Below are 18,218 nucleotides of genomic sequence, written 5' to 3'. Positions count from 1 at the left end.
GCGAGATTGATCTGATACGCAGCCATCAGCGGACCTGTTCCGGTGGATCTCTTGCAATGACGGAGTGATTCCGCCAAGTGCTAAGAGCTGAGATCCTGGCCCTCAGCGCACGAGATTAGAACTTGTACTCAAAGCCACCCTTGAGGCCGGACTCGAAAACCAGAAGCCCGGTGGCCGCTGGCACGTCCAGCACAACTTTTCCGGTGACTTTCTCGCCGGGTCCCATGCCAGCGCTGGGGAACTGCTCTGCGTCAGGAATGCACGAATACGTCGCGATACTGGCAAGGGAGCCATTGAAGGTGGCGCCGTTGGCTGCAATGTACTTGAAGTCGAAACCGCTCAAGGTGAACTTCGGGTAGGCAGACTGAGCCAGCTCAGGCGTGGTCTCAACCGTGATATCAACCGCCACCACGTTGCCGTTCTCGGAGGGACGAGCATACGGTTCGGTGCAAGTGACCGGCGTGATGCTGTTGACGGTGAACTTGGTGTGGACGTCGCCGCTCTTGCCGTCACTGATGGTACCGATATCGCCAAAGGCCATCACGAGGTTTCCACGGCTGTTGGTTTCCACATCGTCCGCAGGTGCGGGCGTCGGGGTTGACTTGGTGACAGGTTCAACAGACGGAGCAGTTACCGGGGCAGTGAGGGCTGCGGTTGTTGCGATGCCCTGGCTTACGTTGAACGCGATGCTGGCAAGGATCACTACAGCGGAAACGATGAGGGCGACCAGCTTGTGCCGGTCGTAGCCCTCCAGCGGGCGACGATACTTATCAGTCTGCTTGTTGGCCAGAACCAGGATGAGGTCCACCAATGCCCAAATTCCGAGGCCACCAAAGGTAAGAAGCTTGGCAATACCGGTGCCGATCTTGCCAAGGTAGAAGCGGTCAACGCCGAGGACGCCCACCAGCAATGCCAGGAGCCACGTCACAAGGAAGGACTTGGGCGGCGTGGTAGGCGCCTGGAATTGCTGCGGGTATCCCTGAGGCGGCTGGAAAGGCTGGCCGTACGGCTGCTGGAAACCCTCCTGCGGCTGCTGACCGAACGCCGGCGGCGCCTGGTACCCCTGGGGTGCAGGCGGCTGGTAGCCCTGGGGCACGGGTGGTGGCGTGTAGCCAGGCTGATCTTGACTCATGAGGGTCCTTTCAAACGCCGCGCTTTTAGGCGCGGCTAAACACAAGTGGGTTTGATGCGAGTGGATTGCCTTTGTGCTCTGGCAATGAGTGCGAGCTAAAACTGCGACGCTAGCCTGTCTAACGCCCCCAAAGTTGCTCCCCAAAGCACCGGCATATGCACGGTAATTCGGATTTTACAGGGTGGGAGAAGATTAGATTGAACACGACCGGGCTAATGAAACCCGCCTGCCAAGGGGGAATTATGCGTTGCCGCATCACAATGATTGCTATCGCTGCCGTCTCAGTTGGACTGACTGTGGGCTGCTCCGCCGCCAAGCCGCTTGAAGTGGACCCGGCGAGAACGTCAGTCGAATACACGTTTCGAGACAGTTCCGTCCCGCCCGAATACCATCGCAGCTACGTGATCAAGGCCTCCAGCACGCAGGCCACCATCACTGTGGATTCTTACGGCGACGTCCTTCGTCAGGAGAGTTCTGCAGTGTCGGCTGAGACGTGGACCAATGTAACGGATCTGGTTCGCAGCCTGCCGGAACGGACGAAAGACATCAAAACGCAGAAATCTGGCTGTGCAGGTGGTACTGCCTCGAAAATCGTGGTGCGGGAAGGCGATGAGGAGCGCTACTCCCGGCACATCGAAGACTGCGGTGGAGGCCCTGTTGCGCCCTTAACGGATACAACCGCCCCGCTGGAAGCACTCTTCGACATGACAGACCTCCTGAAAACCAGTGGCTGAAGCTTTGAGGGGCATCAATGACCAAGCGCACACAGAAAAGCACCGACTACGCGTTCGTCACGGTGTGGCGGGTGGCGGGCACACGCGAGGAAGTAGTGGACGTCCTGGGCGACGCCGCGGCTCTCAAACAGTGGTGGCCCTCCGTCTACCTCACGGTCACGCCCGTAGCCCAAGGCGGACCGGATGGAGTTGGTGCATGCTTTGACCTTCATACCAAGGGCTGGCTCCCATACACCTTGCGTTGGCGACTCACCACTACCGAACCCGTGACCCTCGACGGATTTGCGCTCGCAGCCGAAGGTGACCTCAACGGCACGGGCCGCTGGACATTCGAGACTGACGGTCCGGAGGTCGTCATCACCTACGACTGGCGGGTCAGTGCCACCAAGCCCTTGCTTCGCCGTTTGAGTTGGCTCTTCAAACCGGCCTTCTCTGCCAATCATCACTGGGCCATGGCTCGCGGTGAGGAAAGCCTGAAACTTGAGCTCCGCCGTCGACGTTCCGGGTCCGCAGCGAATGTGCCCGAGCCACCGAAGCCAACTTTTGTTCGCTCCTCGAGGCGTTAAGCGGAACTATCCACATAGGCACCCATCCGGGTCCTGCCCGGCACCGAACTCCCGATAGAATCAAGACGCCGATAATCAAGCAGCAACAGATGAGGGAGGGCCCGTGCGCACATCGCAGTCCCGGGTGCCCTTTCATGCGTTGCGGTCGGGCGCCATCTCGATTGTGGTGGTTCTCCTCGCTGCAGTGGCCCACCTCGTGGGTGGCGGAGAACTTCCCAGCGCACCGGTCCTGCTGGCGCTCGTTGCGCTGACAACCTTGGCTGCCACGCTCGCTACCCGCTTCAAGTTGAACTTTTTCACCATGGCGGGACTCTTGGGCGCCGGACAGTTGGCACTCCACGAAGCCTTCACCGCCTTGAGCCCGATAGCTGTCAGCCAGCAGGAAACAAACCACCACCTCGGTGGCGAAGCCTTCAGCACCGGGCTGGACATTTCGGCGACACACACCCATGAGCTCGGCACAGCCTTTGGCACCATGATGTTTGTGGGCCACGTCCTGGCCACCATTGTGTCTGCCGTCATCCTGGCAAAGGGCGAAGATGCCTTGTGGCAGCTCGCCGCCTGGCTGCGTCCGCTGCTCGCCCTGCCCACGTTGGTGTTCAGGCCCGACGCCGGCGCCTGGCCTGCCGCAGTAGGCGCACCCGACGTCTTCATCCCCCGCCCTTGGCGGAACCTCAGGCAAGACAGCCGCCGCGGCCCGCCCGCCGTCGTCGTACTTACCTAGTTCCGCCCGGCACCTGCGCGCGACAAATTGCGCGCCGCAACAGCAAGCCTTTTGCATGGTGACGGGCTCCATACCCGTACCCCGCGCCGAATATAGCCGGCGCCCCCGAAAGGCAATTCCCATGAAAACCTCGACTCGCCGCACCCTTTCCGCAACCGCCGTCGCCGGTGGAACCGCTGTCCTGATGATGGCCGGCTTGGCCGGAGCATCCGCGCACGTTTCGGCCGATCCGAACAAGACCGCGGCCAATTCGTACGCGCTGGTGACCTTCGGAATCCCTCACGGTTGCGACACCTTCGGCACCACCAAAGTTGCCATTTCACTCCCCGAGGAACTGAACGACGCCCAGCCCACGGTCAACCCCAACTGGACCGTGGAGAAGGTCACGGAGACCCTCGCGGAGCCCAAGAAGCTGGATGACGGCACCTCCATCACCAAGCGCACAAGCCAGATCGTGTACACGGCCAAAACACCGTTGGATCCGCACTTGCGCGACGCGCTGGTCTTGTCAGTGAAGTTGCCGGACGCAGCAGGCAAGACGATCTACTTCCCCACGCTGCAGACCTGCGAACAGGGCCAGACCGATTGGTCTGAAGTCGCCAAGGAAGGACAGGACCCGCACGATCTGAAGGCTCCTGCACCGTCGGTCACCATCACTCCGGCCGATGCTGCAGGCGACCAACACGCTGCAACGACGGAATCCACCGAGCCGGCCTCCGCCGTAACGGACGACGGCTCGCAGGCGCGCAGCTGGGCCGGCCTGATCGCCGGCATTGCGGGCTTGGGCTTGGGCGGCGCTGCGTTCTTCCGCAGCCGCTCGGCCAAGCCGGCAGTGGCCAAAGCCGACACGAAGTAGTTGACGTCGGATTGGTGCCCGGAAGATCACAATCCGGGCGCCAATCCGCGCTTCAAGCCGTGGCTGAATTGACTCGCATCATGGCCGGAACAAAGCTGGTGCCCATGTGGACTCAGCGCATCAAAACCGGTCTTGTGACGACGACAGCAGCCGCTGCGCTGTTGCTTCTTGCTGCTTGTGGGCCAAGCCCCAGCCCGTCCGGGACCAGCAGCGCCCCGCCAACCTCTTCGACGCCGTCGGCCTCGGTCCCGGCGACGTCAAGCTCTCCTTCTGCAACAGCCACGACGACGCCCTCACCCTCAGCGTCAGCAACATCCGCAGCACCCGCAGCACCCGCGCTGTGCAAGGCTGCGTCCCTCAGTGCCACAACCGACGCGACCGGCGGCGGTGCGGCCGGCAGCATCTACGAGAAGTTGATACTGACAAACTCCGGCACAGCCCCCTGTATCTTGGAGGGCTTCGCCGGCGTCTCCCTGACTGCCGACGCCAATGGTGAGCCAATCGGCGAACCTGCAACCCGCGAAACCACAACTCCGGTGACCAAGATTGAACTGGCTCCGGGAAAGTCGGCGTGGGCCGAAATCCGTTACACCCAAGCCGGCAACTACGGCGACTGCACCAAGGTGCCCGCCGCCGGTTTCCGGATCTACCCGCCGAACGACACAGCGTCGCTGTTCATCCCGGAGCCCCACGATGCGTGCAGCAACGCGGGTATTAAGCTCCTGACCATCACGGCGTTCCAGGCAGTCTGACCGTCTTCCCACGGCTCCGGCTTATTCTGTCGGAGTCGTGGGGCATGATGGAGGAATGCAGGAGCCGCAGGCGTCGGATGGCGCCATCAGCCGATTCAGCCAGGCAACCAGGGTATGGTTCCTAGGCGCTTTTTCCGAGCCGACACCCGCCCAGGATGGGGCGTGGAACGCGATCTCCTCGGGCTCTCATGCCTTGGTCGTCGCTCCTACTGGCTCCGGCAAGACACTCGCTGCATTTCTCTGGGCCCTCGATCGCCTGCATTCCAAGCCCAGTGACACATTGCCGGGACTGGAGACCGTCCCGGCCAACGGCAAGGGCCGGGCAAAGCGGCCCAAGACCAAGACGCGCGTCCTCTACATCTCGCCGCTGAAGGCACTGGGTGTGGATGTGGAGCGAAACCTGCGCGCACCCCTGATTGGAATAACGCAAACCGCCAAGCGTTTAGGACTTCCGGCACCGCTGGTAACAGTCGGTGTGCGTTCAGGAGATACGACGGCGGCCGATCGCCGCACGCTGTTGACCAACCCGCCGGATATCCTCATCACCACCCCGGAATCATTGTTCCTCATGCTGACGTCCCGTGCCCGGGAGACGCTCAGCGAAGTGGACACCATCATCATCGATGAAGTGCATGCCGTAGCAGGCACCAAGCGCGGCGCGCACTTGGCCGTTTCCTTGGAGCGCCTCGACGCCCTGCTTCCGAAGCCTGCCCAGCGCATCGGGCTTTCCGCCACAGTCCAGCCCCGAGAGTTGGTGGCCCAGTTCCTGGCAGGGCAAGCTCCGGTGGAAATTGTCGCTCCGCCATCCAAGAAGAACTGGAACCTCACGGTCACAGTCCCCGTGGAGGACATGTCGGATCTTCAGGGCGCTGCGGGAGCATTCGACTCCGGGCCGGCATCGGGCCTGCAACCCCAGGCTTCCATCTGGCCGCATGTGGAGGAGCAGATCGTGGATCTGGTCCTGTCCAAGCAGTCCACCATTGTCTTTGCCAATTCCCGTCGCCTGGCGGAACGTCTCACAGCCCGACTCAACGAGATCTACGCTGAACGCCAGTTGATGGCGGTGGGCGGTAGCGAGTGGGCGGCTCCCGGAGCGACCGAAACCAGCCCCGGAATCCCGGCCTCCACGGCCACTCCTGCGCACATGATGGCGCAGGCTGGAAGCACTACCGGCGCCGATCCTGTGCTGGCCCGCGCGCACCATGGTTCGGTTTCCAAGGACCAGCGGGCCATGATCGAGGACGATCTCAAGTCCGGGAGGCTCCGCTGCGTTGTGGCAACCTCGTCGCTGGAGCTCGGCATCGATATGGGTGCCGTGGACCTGGTGGTCCAAGTGGAGTCACCCCCGTCGGTGGCCAGTGGGTTGCAGCGCGTCGGGCGTGCCGGACACCAGGTCGGCGAGATCTCCGAAGGCGTGCTCTTTCCCAAACACCGCGCGGATCTCCTGCACACCAGCGTCACCGTTGAACGCATGCTCAGTGGGCAGATTGAACGCCTGAGTATTCCCGCCAACCCGCTCGATATCCTGGCCCAGCAAACAGTGGCGGCTACCGCCTTGGGCAGCATCGACGTTGAGGACTGGTTCAGCACCGTCCGTCGCTCAGCGCCGTTCGCGAGCCTGCCACGCTCGGCTTTCGAAGCCACCCTGGACCTCCTGGCCGGAAGGTATCCTTCAGACGAATTTGCAGAACTACGGCCCCGCATCGTCTGGGACCGGCACGCCGGGACCATTGAGGGCAGGCCCGGTGCCCAGCGCCTTGCTGTCACGTCAGGCGGCACCATTCCGGACCGCGGACTATTCGGTGTTTACATCATCGGTACGGAAGTAGAGGGCTCAGCTTCCCCCAGCAGCGGGGACGGGAGTGAACCGACCGCCTCGGCCCGTGCTGCCAAGGGAGGACGCCGCGTTGGTGAGCTCGACGAAGAAATGGTCTACGAATCCCGGGTGGGAGACGTCTTCGCACTCGGAGCCACCAGTTGGAAGATCGAGGACATCACCCACGATCGCGTGCTGGTCTCCCCTGCCTTTGGGCAACCCGGCAAGCTTCCCTTTTGGAAGGGCGACTCCCTCGGCAGGCCCGTAGATCTGGGCCGCGCGCTGGGTGCCTTCATCCGGGAACTCTCGGCAGCAGACGAAGCCCCGGCTATGGAACGTTGCCAGGCCAGCGGATTGGATGCCTTCGCCGCAAACAACCTGATCCAGTACCTGAGGGAGCAAAAGGAAGCCACAGAGATTGTCCCAAGCGACCGAACTCTGGTGGTTGAACGCTTCCACGACGAACTCGGCGATTGGCGGGTAGTCCTCCACAGCCCGTTCGGCATGCCCGTTCACGCCCCATGGGCACTTGCAGTGGGCCAACGCCTGCAGCAGCGCTATGGCTTGGACGGATCCGCCATGGCAGCCGATGACGGCATCGTGCTGCGCGTGCCCATGATGGAAGACGAGCCACCCGGCGCTGAACTCTTCCTCTTCGACCCGGAGGAACTCGAACAAATCGTCACCACGGAAGTAGGCGGCAGCGCCCTGTTCGCATCCCGGTTCCGCGAATGTGCAGCCCGCGCCCTGCTCCTCCCCCGGCAGAATCCGGCCAAGCGCCAGCCGCTGTGGCAGCAACGCCAGCGCTCAGCCCAGTTGCTGGACGTCGCCCGGAAGTACCCGTCGTTCCCCATCGTGCTCGAAACAGTCCGGGAGTGCTTGCAGGATGTTTACGATCTACCCGCACTGAAAGACATCGCAGCGTCCGTGGAGCGCAGGGAACTGAGGATCGTGGAGACCACCACGCAGCAGCCCTCCCCTTTCGCGAAGTCCTTGCTGTTCGGTTACGTTGCCCAGTTCCTCTACGAGGGCGACTCCCCCTTGGCGGAGCGTCGGGCTGCGGCCCTCGCCCTCGACTCCACGCTCCTCAACGAACTCCTCGGCCGGGTGGAACTGCGCGAACTCCTGGACGCCGCCGTCATCGATTCAACAGAGTTGGAACTGCAGCGCCTTGCCCCGGACCGACGGGTTCGTGGCATGGAAGGCGTCGCGGATCTGCTGAGGCTGCTCGGTCCGCTCAGCGTTGAAGAAGTAGCTGAGCGTCTCCAAGGGCTGGAGCAAACTGGGCTCGGGGACGTAGACGAACTCGAAGAAACCCAAGCGGCAGCGCCACATGGCAGCGTCGTGGACGCCGGCTCCCACCTCGCGGCATTGCAGAAAGCCAACCGCGCGCTCAAGGTAACCATTGGCGGCGTCGAACGTTTTGCGGCAATTGAGGATGCGGCACGGCTTCGTGACGCCATCGGTGTTCCGCTGCCTATGGGCGTGCCGCTAGCGTTCATCGAGCCGGTCAGCGATCCCCTGGGGGACCTCGTTTCGCGCTACGCCCGCACCCACGGACCGTTCACGGCGGCGGAGGCTGCAGCAAGGCTGGGACTGGGCGTAGCGGTGGTCAATACTGCCCTTAAGCGCCTAGCTGGTGACGGCCGGGTGGTGGAAGGCGAATTCCGCCCACACGCCGTCGCGGAGCAGCCCTCCGAGGCAGCCGACTCAGAGCTCATGAGCGTGGACGCCCCGCCGTCCAGCGAATGGTGCGATGCCGAGGTCCTGCGGAAACTGAGGCGTCGCTCGCTCGCTGCACTGCGGGCCGAAGTAGAGCCCGTGGACACAGCCGCCTACGGCCGGTTCCTGCCGGCATGGCAGAACGTGACCTCGCCGGGTAAGTCCCGAAGCCAGGCGCTTAGGGGGTTGGACGGGATCATCACGGCCGTGGACCAACTGTCCGGAGTGCCCATCCCGGCATCCGCATGGGAACCCTTGGTACTCGCGAGCAGGGTGGCGGACTACAAACCGGCAATGCTGGACGAACTCATGGCCGCCGGCGAACTCCTTTGGTCCGGCGCAGGCTCCCTGCCCGGAAACGACGGCTGGATCAGCCTCCATGTAGCCGACTCCGCTGAGCTGACGCTCAACCCGGACCCCGAATTCGAACCCGGTGATGCCCAGCAGCGGCTCTTGGAACATTTCAGCGCAGGCGGCGGCTACTTCTTCCGGCAACTGACGGATGTGGCCGGTGGCATGGACGCGGTATTGAGCGACGACGCCGTGGTGTCTGCCCTCTGGGACCTCGTCTGGGCCGGCCGTGTAACAGGCGATACTTTCGCTCCCGTGAGGGCCATGATCGCCGGCGGGAAAACCGCCCACCGGCAAGTAGCCAAAGCGCCGAGGGCCCGGGCCCCGCGCATGAGCAGGCTCGGCCGTTCCCATGGGACGGGCCTCTTGGGCTCACCCGGGCTAACGGGGGGTCGCTACGGCTCGGTAACAGGTGGCATTGCGCCCGCCCCGCCGTCGGCAGTGGGCCGCTGGTCAGCGCTTCCCGCACCGGAACTGGACCCCACTATCCACGCCCGCGGCACGGCTGAGCTTTTGCTGGACCGCTACGGAGTGGTGACGCGTGGTTCGGTCATGGCGGAGAACATCATTGGTGGCTTCGGGCTCATGTATAAAGTGCTGGCCCGGTTGGAGGAAGCCGGCCGTTGCCGCCGCGGCTACTTCATCGAGCATTTGGGGGCCGCCCAGTTCGCCGTCCCTGCCACGGTTGACCGGTTAAGGTCGTTCACGGAGGACGCCCGCATCTCCAAAGCCGACCCCTCCGCGCTCGCACTTGCCGCGACCGACCCCGCCAACCCCTACGGCGCTGCCCTTCCTTGGCCTGCGCTCTCTGTCGACGCCGGCTCCGGGCACCGGCCGGGACGCAAGGCCGGAGCGCTGGTGGTGATGGTCGACGGCGCGTTGGTCCTTTACGTGGAACGTGGCGGCAAGACGCTGCTCACCTTCAGCCAGGACGACGCCGTGCTGACAGTTGCGGCCCAGGCGCTGGTGGATGTGGTGCGCCGTGGGGCCGTGGACAAACTCTTCATGGAGAAAGTCAATGGCCACGATCTCCTGGAAACCCCGATCGCCGTCGCCCTCGCGGCCGCCGGCGCATACTCCACTCCGAAAGGACTCCGTATCCGTGCCTGAAGGTGATTCCATTTGGCGGGCCGCGTCACGGCTACACGAGGCATTGGCCGGGAAGACCATCAAGGCCTCCGACTTCCGCGTGCCACGATTTGCCACCCTGAACCTGGCGGGCTGGACCATGGCCGAGGTTGTTCCCAGGGGAAAGCACCTGCTCATGCGCCTGACGGGCCCTGCTGACGAGGAACCCGGCGCCAGCAGGAAACCCCGTGCCCTCACCATCCATTCCCATCTCAAAATGGAAGGGAACTGGATGACCTACCCACCGGGTGGTCGCTGGACCAAACCCGGCCACACTGCCCGGTGCGTGCTCCGCACGGACTCCGTGGACGCCGTCGGGTTCTCGTTGGGCATCCTGGAAGTGGTGCCCACAGCTGAGGAAAACAAGATCGTCGGACACCTCGGGCCGGACCTGCTCGGCCCCGACTGGGACGAGGAAGAAGCGCTGCGCAGGCTTCGCGCAGAACCGGACGTCACCGTGGGATTCGCGTTGCTGGACCAGCGGAAGCTTGCGGGCATTGGCAATATCTACAGATGCGAGGCATGCTTCCTGTCCGGCATTCACCCTGCCCTGCCCATAGGAGACGTCCCTGACCTTGCCAAGACAGTTAACGACGCCAAACGGCTCCTCGGCGAAAACCTGGGTCCCGGGCGGCGGACCACCCTGGGGCCGCGCGCCATGCGTCCCGGGTACTGGGTATACGGCCGGGAGCGCCAACCCTGCCGGCGCTGCGGCACTGCTGTACGCCGCGGCCTCCTTGCCGGACCGGACGGCACGGAAGAACGGGACATCTACTTCTGTCCGCGCTGCCAGCCGGCTCCATAGAGGCTCAACAAGGGGCCGGACCTGGCCACATAAAGCCTGCCAGGTCCGGCCAACAACCGCCGCGACGGCTGCGCGCAACTGCCAGCCCGGCCCGCTACTCCAGGAAGCTCCCCAGCCGCCCCAGCAATAGCCGCCGGACACCGCAAGCTGCGCGCCGCCGTCGGACGTTTTCTACGCCATCCGCCACCACTTTTGGTTGGTGGAACCGGCGCAATCCCACAGCTGCAACCTCGAACCGTTGGATGAATTCCAGTCAGTCACGTCCACGCATTTGTCCGCCTGCGGGTTCACCAGATCCCCGGCATTGTTCAGGACGAATTGCTGCGCCGGACTGCCGTTGCAACTGGTGAGTTGGACTCGTGCACCGTTCGCGGTTGATCCCCACGCCACGTCCATGCACTTTCCCAGTGACCGAATGGTGCCGTTGTCAGCAAACGTCCACTGCTCCGACGCTGCCGTATCGCAGTCCCATAATTGCAAGGTGACCCCGTCAGTTGCCTGCCGACCGGCCACATCAATGCACTTGCCGGCATAGCCCTGGATGCGCGTGCCGGCCGCAGAGGAAGGCGCCGCCGGAACGGAAGCAAGCTCGTACACGCGGACGTAATCAATCAGCAGCGACTGCGGAAACACCGTGTCCGAAGCTGGCGCTCCGGGCCAGTAACCGCCCACGGCGAGGTTCAGGAGCAGGAAGAAGTCGTGGTCGAAAACCCACGGGCCGGCAGTTGCTGCCTTGGTCTTTCGTGAGAAGGCCGTTCCGTCGATGTACCAGGTGATGGACTCAGGCCCCCAGTCCACCGTGAACGTGTGGAAAGCATCGCCCAGGGATTTACCGTCGGGCAGTGTGTAGCTGGCGTTGGAGGCGTTAGCCCCGGAGTAGCCGGGGCCGTGGATGCTTCCCCAGACCGTTCCGGGTTCCTTGCCAACGTTTTCCATGATGTCGAGCTCGCCACTGGTGGGCCAACCGTCGGTGAAAACGTTGTCGCCGAGCATCCAGAAGGCGGGCCACATGCCTTGCCCCTTGGGCAGTTTGAGTCGGGCTTCGAACCGACCTTGTGTTCGGCTGAACTTGCCGGCGGTCAGGAGGCGCGCGGACGTGTACTGGCACGTGCCGTAGTGGCACTCATAGCCCGCAGGATTCTCCCTCCGGGCGGTGATGGCCATGTTTCCCTGCCCATCGGCTGCAGCATTATTTGTGCTGTTGGTGTAGTACTGCAGTTCGCCGTTGCCCCAGCCGGATCCTCCGGTGTCGTGAGTCCATTTTCCGGGGTCCGGTGCCGTGCCGGCGGGGCCGTTGAATTCGTCGCTCCACACCAGCTCTCCAGGTGCGGGCATACCAGCGGCAGCCAGCGCGGGCGGTTCCGGGGCTATGAGGGTAGCTGCGATGGTCAGGCCGGCGACGAGCATCGTCAGGGGCACGAGTCTTCGCTTCATGGTGCCACTCTGAAGGCGTCTGCCCGTGGCACGCAAGCTTTTTCGAGGCGACACGCAAAACGTCACAGCAAGGAAATAATCAACGCAGGTTTACTTTTCAATGCCGTAACGAGGATGAAATATCGGCGGGAGAAAGTGGAAGCAGGAACCAACTGGTTTGCAGATTTCCTTCAAATCCGTTGGGAAAAGGACATTCTGTTCGCAGCCGAATTCCTTCCCTTGAGCATCGAAGATGCAGCTCCAGGCGCGTCAGCCGTGTCCTCCCGAACTTCGCTCTGAGGAGCGTTTGGACATACTGGCGCGCCTTGGCCTTTTCCCCAGCAGTTACCGGAGGCTAAAGATGGGCATTTGCAGACAAATACTGGTAAGGATCCTTGCAGTTCTTGTAGTTTCCTTTGGATTGATTTATATCAGCTGGCGCTGGTCGAGCACTGTCGCGTGGGATGCCTGGTGGATCTCGCTGCCCCTCGTGGCCGCGGAGACTTACAGCCTTGGCGAATCGGCGCTTTACGCCGTCACCATGTGGAACGCACGACGACGTCCACCTCCCCCACCAGCCCTGCCGGGCAGATCGGTGGACGTTTTCATCGCCACCTACAACGAGCCGCTGGACTTGGTGCTCAAAACGGCCATCGCGGCCAGAGACATGGAGTACCCGCACGAAACCTGGATCCTTGACGACGGCGACCGGGCCGAATTTGCCACCGCAGCCCGGCGGATCGGCGTCGGGTATATCACCCGCGGTCCTGAGTGGGATGGCCGGCAGCGCTTCGCGAAGGCAGGGAACGTCAACAACGCCCTGTCCATGACAACGGGCGAGTTCGTGGCCATCTTTGACGCAGACCAAGTCCCTGAACCGCGTTTCCTGGACCGCGTGCTGGGCTATTTCGATGCCGAGGAAGTGGCTTTCGTCCAGACCCCGCAGCACTTTTGGAATGTTCCGGAACGGGACCCGCTGGGAAGCCAGGCGGAACTCTTCTACGGCCCCATCCAACAGGGCAAGGACGGCTGGGACGCAGCGTTCTTCTGCGGTTCCAATGCTGTCCTACGCCGTGAAGCCCTCATGGCCCTGGGCTTGACCCGCTACACGCGGACAGCCACTGAGCAGACCTGGCGCGCTTTGCGTCGGGGCCGATCGCGTTTGCAGGACCTTCACGGCGAACTCGGCAGGCGTCATCCCGCGGCCATGATCGTTGCAGAACAGGCCTTGGAGGCAGTGGCACGCGCGGAGCATCAGGTGCGCAGAGGCGATGTCCTCGCCGAGATCACTTTCGAACTCCGCATCGCCTTCCATACAGCCGCTCTGGCAGTTCCCGATGCATTGGACGACGTGGTGCCGGAACTTGACGCTGTCTTGGAATCGGTGGATGTGGCCCACACGGACCAAGCACTGGCCATCCACCCCATGGACACCACCACCATCACCGAGGACATGGCAACGGCCATGCACCTTCACGCGATGGGGTGGGGCAGCGTCTACCACCACGAGGTGCTGGTCCATGGGTTGGCCCCTGAGGACGTGTCCACCATGCTCTCGCAGCGGCATCGATGGGCGGCCGGCACCATGCAGGTGTTCTTCAGTGACAATCCGTTGTTTCTTCGGGGCCTCACCGTGGCTCAGCGCCTAATGTATCTGGGCACTATGACGAGTTATCTGAATGGCTTCGCGGCCCTGAGCTACATCGCGGCGCCTGTGGTGTTCCTGGTGGCCGGTACCTACCCGCTGACCGCCAGCCCCGTGGTGTTCTTCTGCCTCTTCCTGCCCTTCTTCATTTCGTGTCAGCTGCTCTTCCAAGTAGCGGGCAACGGGTCGAAGGGATTGTGGCGCGGCCAGCAGTGGTCCTTTGCCCTGTTTCCCACCTGGATCGCAGCCACGTGTTCAGGTGCGGCAGCGGTTTTCCTTGGCAAGCACCTCGCGTTCTCGGTGACAGCCAAGAGCAAGCAGGCCACGGGCCGCGGATTCCAGCATGTCAGGCTACAAGTAGTTGCCATGGCGTTGCTCGTTGTGTCCTCGTTGATCGGCATTGCCCGAGTGTCATCCGGGGAAGCGCCGCTCTATCCCACCCTCATCACGTTGGCCTGGGTTGTCTTGGACCTGGCGCTTTTGAGCGTGGTGATCGGTGCCGCGAGGTACCGGGGGCGCGGCGACCACCTCGTTGAACCGATGCCCACTCCCAAGGAGCTCACCAGCGTCCTTGGTGCCACAACCAAACCCACACCCTGACCGCAACCATCAATTAACGCCGTTCCAACCCCCAGCAAGGAGCGACCCCCATGTCCATGCTCTCCCATGCCCCTAACACCACCTCCACCGCCTTGAAATCGGTGGATCTGACCATCACCGGCGCCTTGGACGCCGCTACTGTTCCCGCTATTCGCCAAGCATCCGCCAAGGCCGCCGCGGACGGCCCCGTCCTGGTCCTGCTGGATGTCGCAGCAGTGACTTCGGTGGGAGCATCAGGCGTAGTAGGGGTGCTTGAGGTGCTGCACCTGCTCCGATCGCGCGGCGGCGATCTCCGCATTTTCGGCGATTCCAGCGAGCTCCAGGAAACCCACCTCCAAGCCCATCTGGGTCACGTCGCGCGTATCTACGCAACTCGCCAAGATGCCGTCGACGGCGGTGCGGCACTCGTGCGGCCACGCGGGCTTGCACCTCGCTTCAGTTGGCGGTCTCTCTTCAGGCGTCGTCATCGCTCCATCGGATGGGGCTGACCGTGGCGCAGATTCCTCCCACTTTCACGGGACACCCGAACAGAAAACGCCGGCGGGCCAGCCTGCTCATCCCCTTGGTGGTGACGACCCTCGCTGCCACGGGCCTGGGTTTTGCTTCCAAGGAGGTGGTGCCGGTAGTCCAGGCCCTGTCCCTCTGCCGGGCCGGGGATGCTTCCACCATGATCCCCAAGGACGGTGTGCTTCTGGGCGTGAACCTCGATTGGGACTCGGAGACATTGTCCGAGCACCGGGAAAACCTCGGCCATGATCCGGCGGTGGTAGTGCAATTTTCGGATATCCCCTACGACGACGAAACGTGGGCTCACACCACCAACGCCGTCACCCAGGTCCGCCCAACAGGGGGCGTGTTGCTCCTGACCCTGGAACCGCACGGCGGCCTCGGGACCATGAGCGACGAAGTGATCGCCAAACTGGCCACCGACTTACGGGCCGTCAACGATCAGGGGACGCCCGTCGTCGTACGTTTTGCGCATGAAATGAACGGGTCCTGGTATTCCTGGGGCCAGCAACCGCTGCGTTATGTGGAGGTATTCCGCAAAGTGGCCGCTGCAATTCATGCCGGGGCGCCGGGCTCGTCCATGATGTGGGCCCCGAACTATGGTGGCGGCTACCCGTTTACAGGGGGCCAATTCGCGGCCCGTCCGGGAACTGCCGATTTCGCCGCGCTCGACACGGACCGTGACGGTGCGCTGACCATGGCTGACGACACCTATGCGCCCTACTACCCCGGGGACGACGCCGTGGATTGGGTGGGAGTTTCGCTGTATCACTGGGGCAATCAGCGGCCTTGGGGGAACAACGATATCTCGGAGTCCGGCAAGTTCCTGGCCATGCTGACCGGCACTTATAGCGGCACAGCCGGTGACGACAGTTCCGTCCCGGATTTCTATCAGGTGTACGGTGTGGACCACAACAAGCCGGTGGCCATCCCGGAGACGGCAGCCATCTTCACCCCGGCCCGCGGCGGGGCGTCCGAGCTGGACGTCAAGCAGGCATGGTGGCGTCAGGTCTTCTCCGTTGAAACCCACCAGAAGTACCCGCAGTTGAAGATGATCAACTGGTTTGAGTGGAAGAAGTACGAGATCGAGATTAACGACGACGTCGACTGGCGGAGCGCTGGAACCCCCGCCATCCGAGACGCCTTCAGTGAGGACCTACCGGACTGGTTGCAGTACGGCGAGGAGCTGGAGGCCTGCCGCTAAGCGGCGCCTAAGTGGCGGCCGTCAGGCAGCCGGCGCGGCCTCCACGATTTCCGTGGGGGCCGTCGCTTTTGGACGTTCCGGCACCATGAACTTCGGCAGCAACACCTGCACGATCGGGCCGATCGCCAGAGCATAGACCACCGTACCAACACCAACGGAACCGCCCAGCAGGAAGCCGACAGCCAGGACAACCACCTCGATTCCGGTGCGGACCAGGCGCACGGACCAACCAGTTCGGCGGACAAGCCCAGTCATCAGGCCATCACGGGCACCGGGTCCAAGGCGGGCACCGATGTAGCAAGCGGACGCGATGCCGTTGAGGATCACGGCACCGGCGAGCATGGCGATCTGTCCGCCCAGGTGCGAGAACTCCGGGATGAGCCACAGTCCCAGATCGGCGAAGAGACCCACAAGAATTGCGTTGGCGATGGTTCCGATCCCTGGCATCTGCCGGAGCGGGATCCACAGGAGGAGAACCAGAAAGCTGACCGCGATCACCACAACACCCATGCTGAAGCCCGTCTTTTCGGATACGCCTTGGTGAAACACATCCCAAGGGTCCAAGCCCAGGCCGGCGCGGATAAAGATGGCCAAGGAGATGCCGTACATCGCGAGGCCAATGAGGAGTTGAGTGATTCTTCGGGTCATCATGAAGTACATCATCCAAGAGAACTGGCCTTGTATTCCATAGCCAGTTTGGAATACTGGTCTTATGTCCGGCTCTCTGAACCCCACCGCACTTGTTCGCCTTCTCGGCTCTTGGAACTCCGGCGCCCTGCCCGCCTACCGTGAGCTGGCCGACGTCGTGCGTTTGCTGGTGATGGACGGACGCATCCCCTTGGACGTCGCGTTGCCAAGCGAGCGAGCACTCGCCCAGACACTCGGACTCAGCCGGACCACGGTCACTGCCGCGTATGCGAGCCTGCGCGAACAGGGATTCCTCACGGCAGGTCAGGGCAGCCGCGGACGGACATGCATTCCCCACCGCACCGAACCAGCAAGCGCGCCTGGGTTCGCGGTTCCCGAGGGGCTCCTGGACCTGGCGTATGCGTCATTGCCGGCCGCCGGCGAAGTAGTGCATCGCGCCTTCGCTGACGCCCTGACCGAGTTGCCGGCCCTCTTGCCCGGGTTCGGATACGACGCGCTGGGGGTGCCCGCCCTCCGCGAAGCCATCGCAGAGAAGTACACAGCGGAAGGCGTGCCAACGACGCCGGGCCAGATCCTTGTCACCTCCGGTGCACAGCATGCCCTCAACATTGTGCTGCGCGCCCTGGCCGGAAAGCAGGACCGGGTTCTAGTGGAACACCCCACGTACCCCAACGCCCTGGACGCCATCCGCGCCGCCGGCTGCAAGCCCCTGCCGGTGGCGCTGCCCTCGGGCACCTCGCCAGCCTGGGACATCGATGCGATGGTGGCCATCATGAATCAGCAGCGCCCGGCCATGGCCTACTTGGTGCCGGACTTCCACAATCCGACCGGGCGCATCATGTCCGACCTGCAACGCCGACGCCTTACGCGGGCGGCCGCTGCTTCCGGAACCGTGCTGGTGGTGGACGAAACGCTGCGTGGGTTGAATCTCGACGGCGTCCGCACCGCGCCGATGTCGTCGTTCAGTCCTGCGGTGGTTTCCATCGGGTCGCTGAGCAAATCGCATTGGGCGGGACTCCGGACCGGGTGGATCCGGGCAGACGAGTCCCTGATTGCCCGCCTTATCGCCGCGAGGACAGTCATGGATCTGGGCGGGCCAGTGGTTGAACAACTGGCGGCGGCGCGCCTGGTGCGGTCCTTCGCCGAACCGCTTGATGCCCGGCTTGAGGAGCTCCGGCACAACCGGGAATCATTGCTGGGGTTGCTCGCGGAGCATCTGCCCTCGTGGGAGGTGGAGCGACCGCGGGGTGGACTGACAGCATGGTGCCGCCTTCCCACGCCATGCAGCACTGCACTGACTGTTCTTGCACCCGACTTCGGCGTGCGCTTGGCAGCTGGACCCCGCTTCGGGGTGGGTGGCGCGTTCGAGCACTACCTGCGCGTTCCCTACACCTTGCCCGCCGGACAGTTGGAGTTCGCCGTCGGTGCGCTCCGCGCCGCCCAAGACAAGCTCGACGCCTCACCCCACCTTCGCCGGACGCTCAAGACGGAGCGGCCAGCCGCCGTCGCGGTCGCCTAGGCCGGTGCCCGCCTGGTCCCGCCCATCCGACCCAACTAATACGAAAGTAGGGCTCGTCAGCCTGGAACTTGCGCAGATGAATGATCCCGCCACCGA

14 protein-coding genes are annotated in these 18,218 nt (G+C 63.4%); 11 read left to right on the top strand and 3 right to left on the bottom strand.

Annotated elements, in window-relative coordinates; all coding sequences use genetic code 11:
* Positions 1 to 115 precede the first annotated feature (115 nt).
* Positions 116 to 1,132, bottom strand: coding sequence for an NINE protein (locus ACNAOT_RS04205; protein WP_420180145.1), 1,017 nt, complete (start codon positions 1,130 to 1,132; stop codon positions 116 to 118).
* A gap of 242 nt (positions 1,133 to 1,374) precedes the next feature.
* Here ACNAOT_RS04205 and ACNAOT_RS04200 point away from each other — a divergent pair, with 242 nt between their 5' ends.
* The 7 genes from ACNAOT_RS04200 (at position 1,375) to ACNAOT_RS04170 (ending at position 10,586) form a co-directional block, all read left to right on the top strand.
* Positions 1,375 to 1,866, top strand: coding sequence for a hypothetical protein (locus tag ACNAOT_RS04200; RefSeq protein ID WP_420180144.1), 492 nt, complete (start codon positions 1,375 to 1,377; stop codon positions 1,864 to 1,866).
* Between the two features lie 17 nt (positions 1,867 to 1,883).
* The gene (locus ACNAOT_RS04195) at positions 1,884 to 2,432 is read left to right on the top strand and encodes an SRPBCC family protein (RefSeq protein ID WP_420180143.1); all 549 of its coding nucleotides are present in this window, start codon (positions 1,884 to 1,886) and stop codon (positions 2,430 to 2,432) included.
* Between the two features lie 103 nt (positions 2,433 to 2,535).
* Positions 2,536 to 3,156, top strand: coding sequence for a hypothetical protein (locus ACNAOT_RS04190; protein WP_420180142.1), 621 nt, complete (start codon positions 2,536 to 2,538; stop codon positions 3,154 to 3,156).
* A gap of 121 nt (positions 3,157 to 3,277) precedes the next feature.
* On the top strand, positions 3,278 to 4,012 hold the full coding sequence (locus ACNAOT_RS04185; RefSeq protein ID WP_420180141.1) for a YcnI family protein: 735 nt from the start codon (positions 3,278 to 3,280) through the stop codon (positions 4,010 to 4,012).
* A gap of 104 nt (positions 4,013 to 4,116) precedes the next feature.
* Positions 4,117 to 4,764, top strand: coding sequence for a DUF4232 domain-containing protein (locus ACNAOT_RS04180; protein ID WP_420181119.1), 648 nt, complete (start codon positions 4,117 to 4,119; stop codon positions 4,762 to 4,764).
* Positions 4,765 to 4,819: 55 nt separating this feature from the next.
* Positions 4,820 to 9,763 (top strand): ATP-dependent helicase, encoded by a 4,944-nt coding sequence (locus ACNAOT_RS04175; RefSeq protein ID WP_420180140.1) that lies wholly within the window; start codon positions 4,820 to 4,822, stop codon positions 9,761 to 9,763.
* Entirely contained in the window at positions 9,756 to 10,586 is an 831-nt protein-coding gene (locus ACNAOT_RS04170; RefSeq protein ID WP_420180139.1) for a DNA-formamidopyrimidine glycosylase family protein, read from the top strand. Before ACNAOT_RS04175 ends, ACNAOT_RS04170 begins: the two co-directional genes overlap by 8 nt.
* Positions 10,587 to 10,757: 171 nt before the next feature.
* On the opposite strand, the gene ACNAOT_RS04165 is transcribed toward ACNAOT_RS04170, so the two are convergent.
* Positions 10,758 to 12,020, bottom strand: coding sequence for a ricin-type beta-trefoil lectin domain protein (locus ACNAOT_RS04165; protein ID WP_420180138.1), 1,263 nt, complete (start codon positions 12,018 to 12,020; stop codon positions 10,758 to 10,760).
* A 340-nt stretch (positions 12,021 to 12,360) separates the two neighbouring features.
* Between ACNAOT_RS04165 and ACNAOT_RS04160 the strand changes: the two genes are divergently transcribed.
* The 3 genes from ACNAOT_RS04160 to ACNAOT_RS04150 are packed head-to-tail and all read left to right on the top strand — an operon-like array spanning position 12,361 to position 15,955.
* Entirely contained in the window at positions 12,361 to 14,244 is a 1,884-nt protein-coding gene (locus tag ACNAOT_RS04160; RefSeq protein ID WP_420180137.1) for a glycosyltransferase, read from the top strand.
* 50 nt (positions 14,245 to 14,294) lie between these two features.
* The gene (locus ACNAOT_RS04155) at positions 14,295 to 14,732 is read left to right on the top strand and encodes an STAS domain-containing protein (RefSeq protein ID WP_420180136.1); all 438 of its coding nucleotides are present in this window, start codon (positions 14,295 to 14,297) and stop codon (positions 14,730 to 14,732) included.
* Complete coding sequence (locus ACNAOT_RS04150) at positions 14,723 to 15,955, top strand: glycoside hydrolase family 26 protein (RefSeq protein ID WP_420180135.1); 1,233 nt, start codon at positions 14,723 to 14,725, stop codon at positions 15,953 to 15,955. The genes ACNAOT_RS04155 and ACNAOT_RS04150 overlap by 10 nt, the downstream gene beginning before the upstream one ends.
* 21 nt (positions 15,956 to 15,976) lie before the next feature.
* Here ACNAOT_RS04150 and ACNAOT_RS04145 read toward each other — a convergent pair whose 3' ends face one another.
* On the bottom strand, positions 15,977 to 16,606 hold the full coding sequence (locus tag ACNAOT_RS04145; protein ID WP_420180134.1) for a YczE/YyaS/YitT family protein: 630 nt from the start codon (positions 16,604 to 16,606) through the stop codon (positions 15,977 to 15,979).
* 61 nt (positions 16,607 to 16,667) lie between these two features.
* On the opposite strand from ACNAOT_RS04145, the gene ACNAOT_RS04140 reads away from it, so the two are divergent.
* Positions 16,668 to 18,122: a PLP-dependent aminotransferase family protein gene (locus ACNAOT_RS04140; RefSeq protein WP_420180133.1), complete on the top strand. Its 1,455-nt coding sequence runs from the start codon at positions 16,668 to 16,670 to the stop codon at positions 18,120 to 18,122.
* The last annotated feature ends 96 nt before the right edge of the window (positions 18,123 to 18,218 follow it).

It is taken from the genome of Paenarthrobacter sp. TA1.8 (assembly GCF_048595705.1).
GTDB classification, from domain to species: Bacteria; Actinomycetota; Actinomycetes; order Actinomycetales; family Micrococcaceae; genus Arthrobacter; species Arthrobacter nitroguajacolicus.
This window is presented reverse-complemented; position numbering and strand designations above follow the sequence as displayed.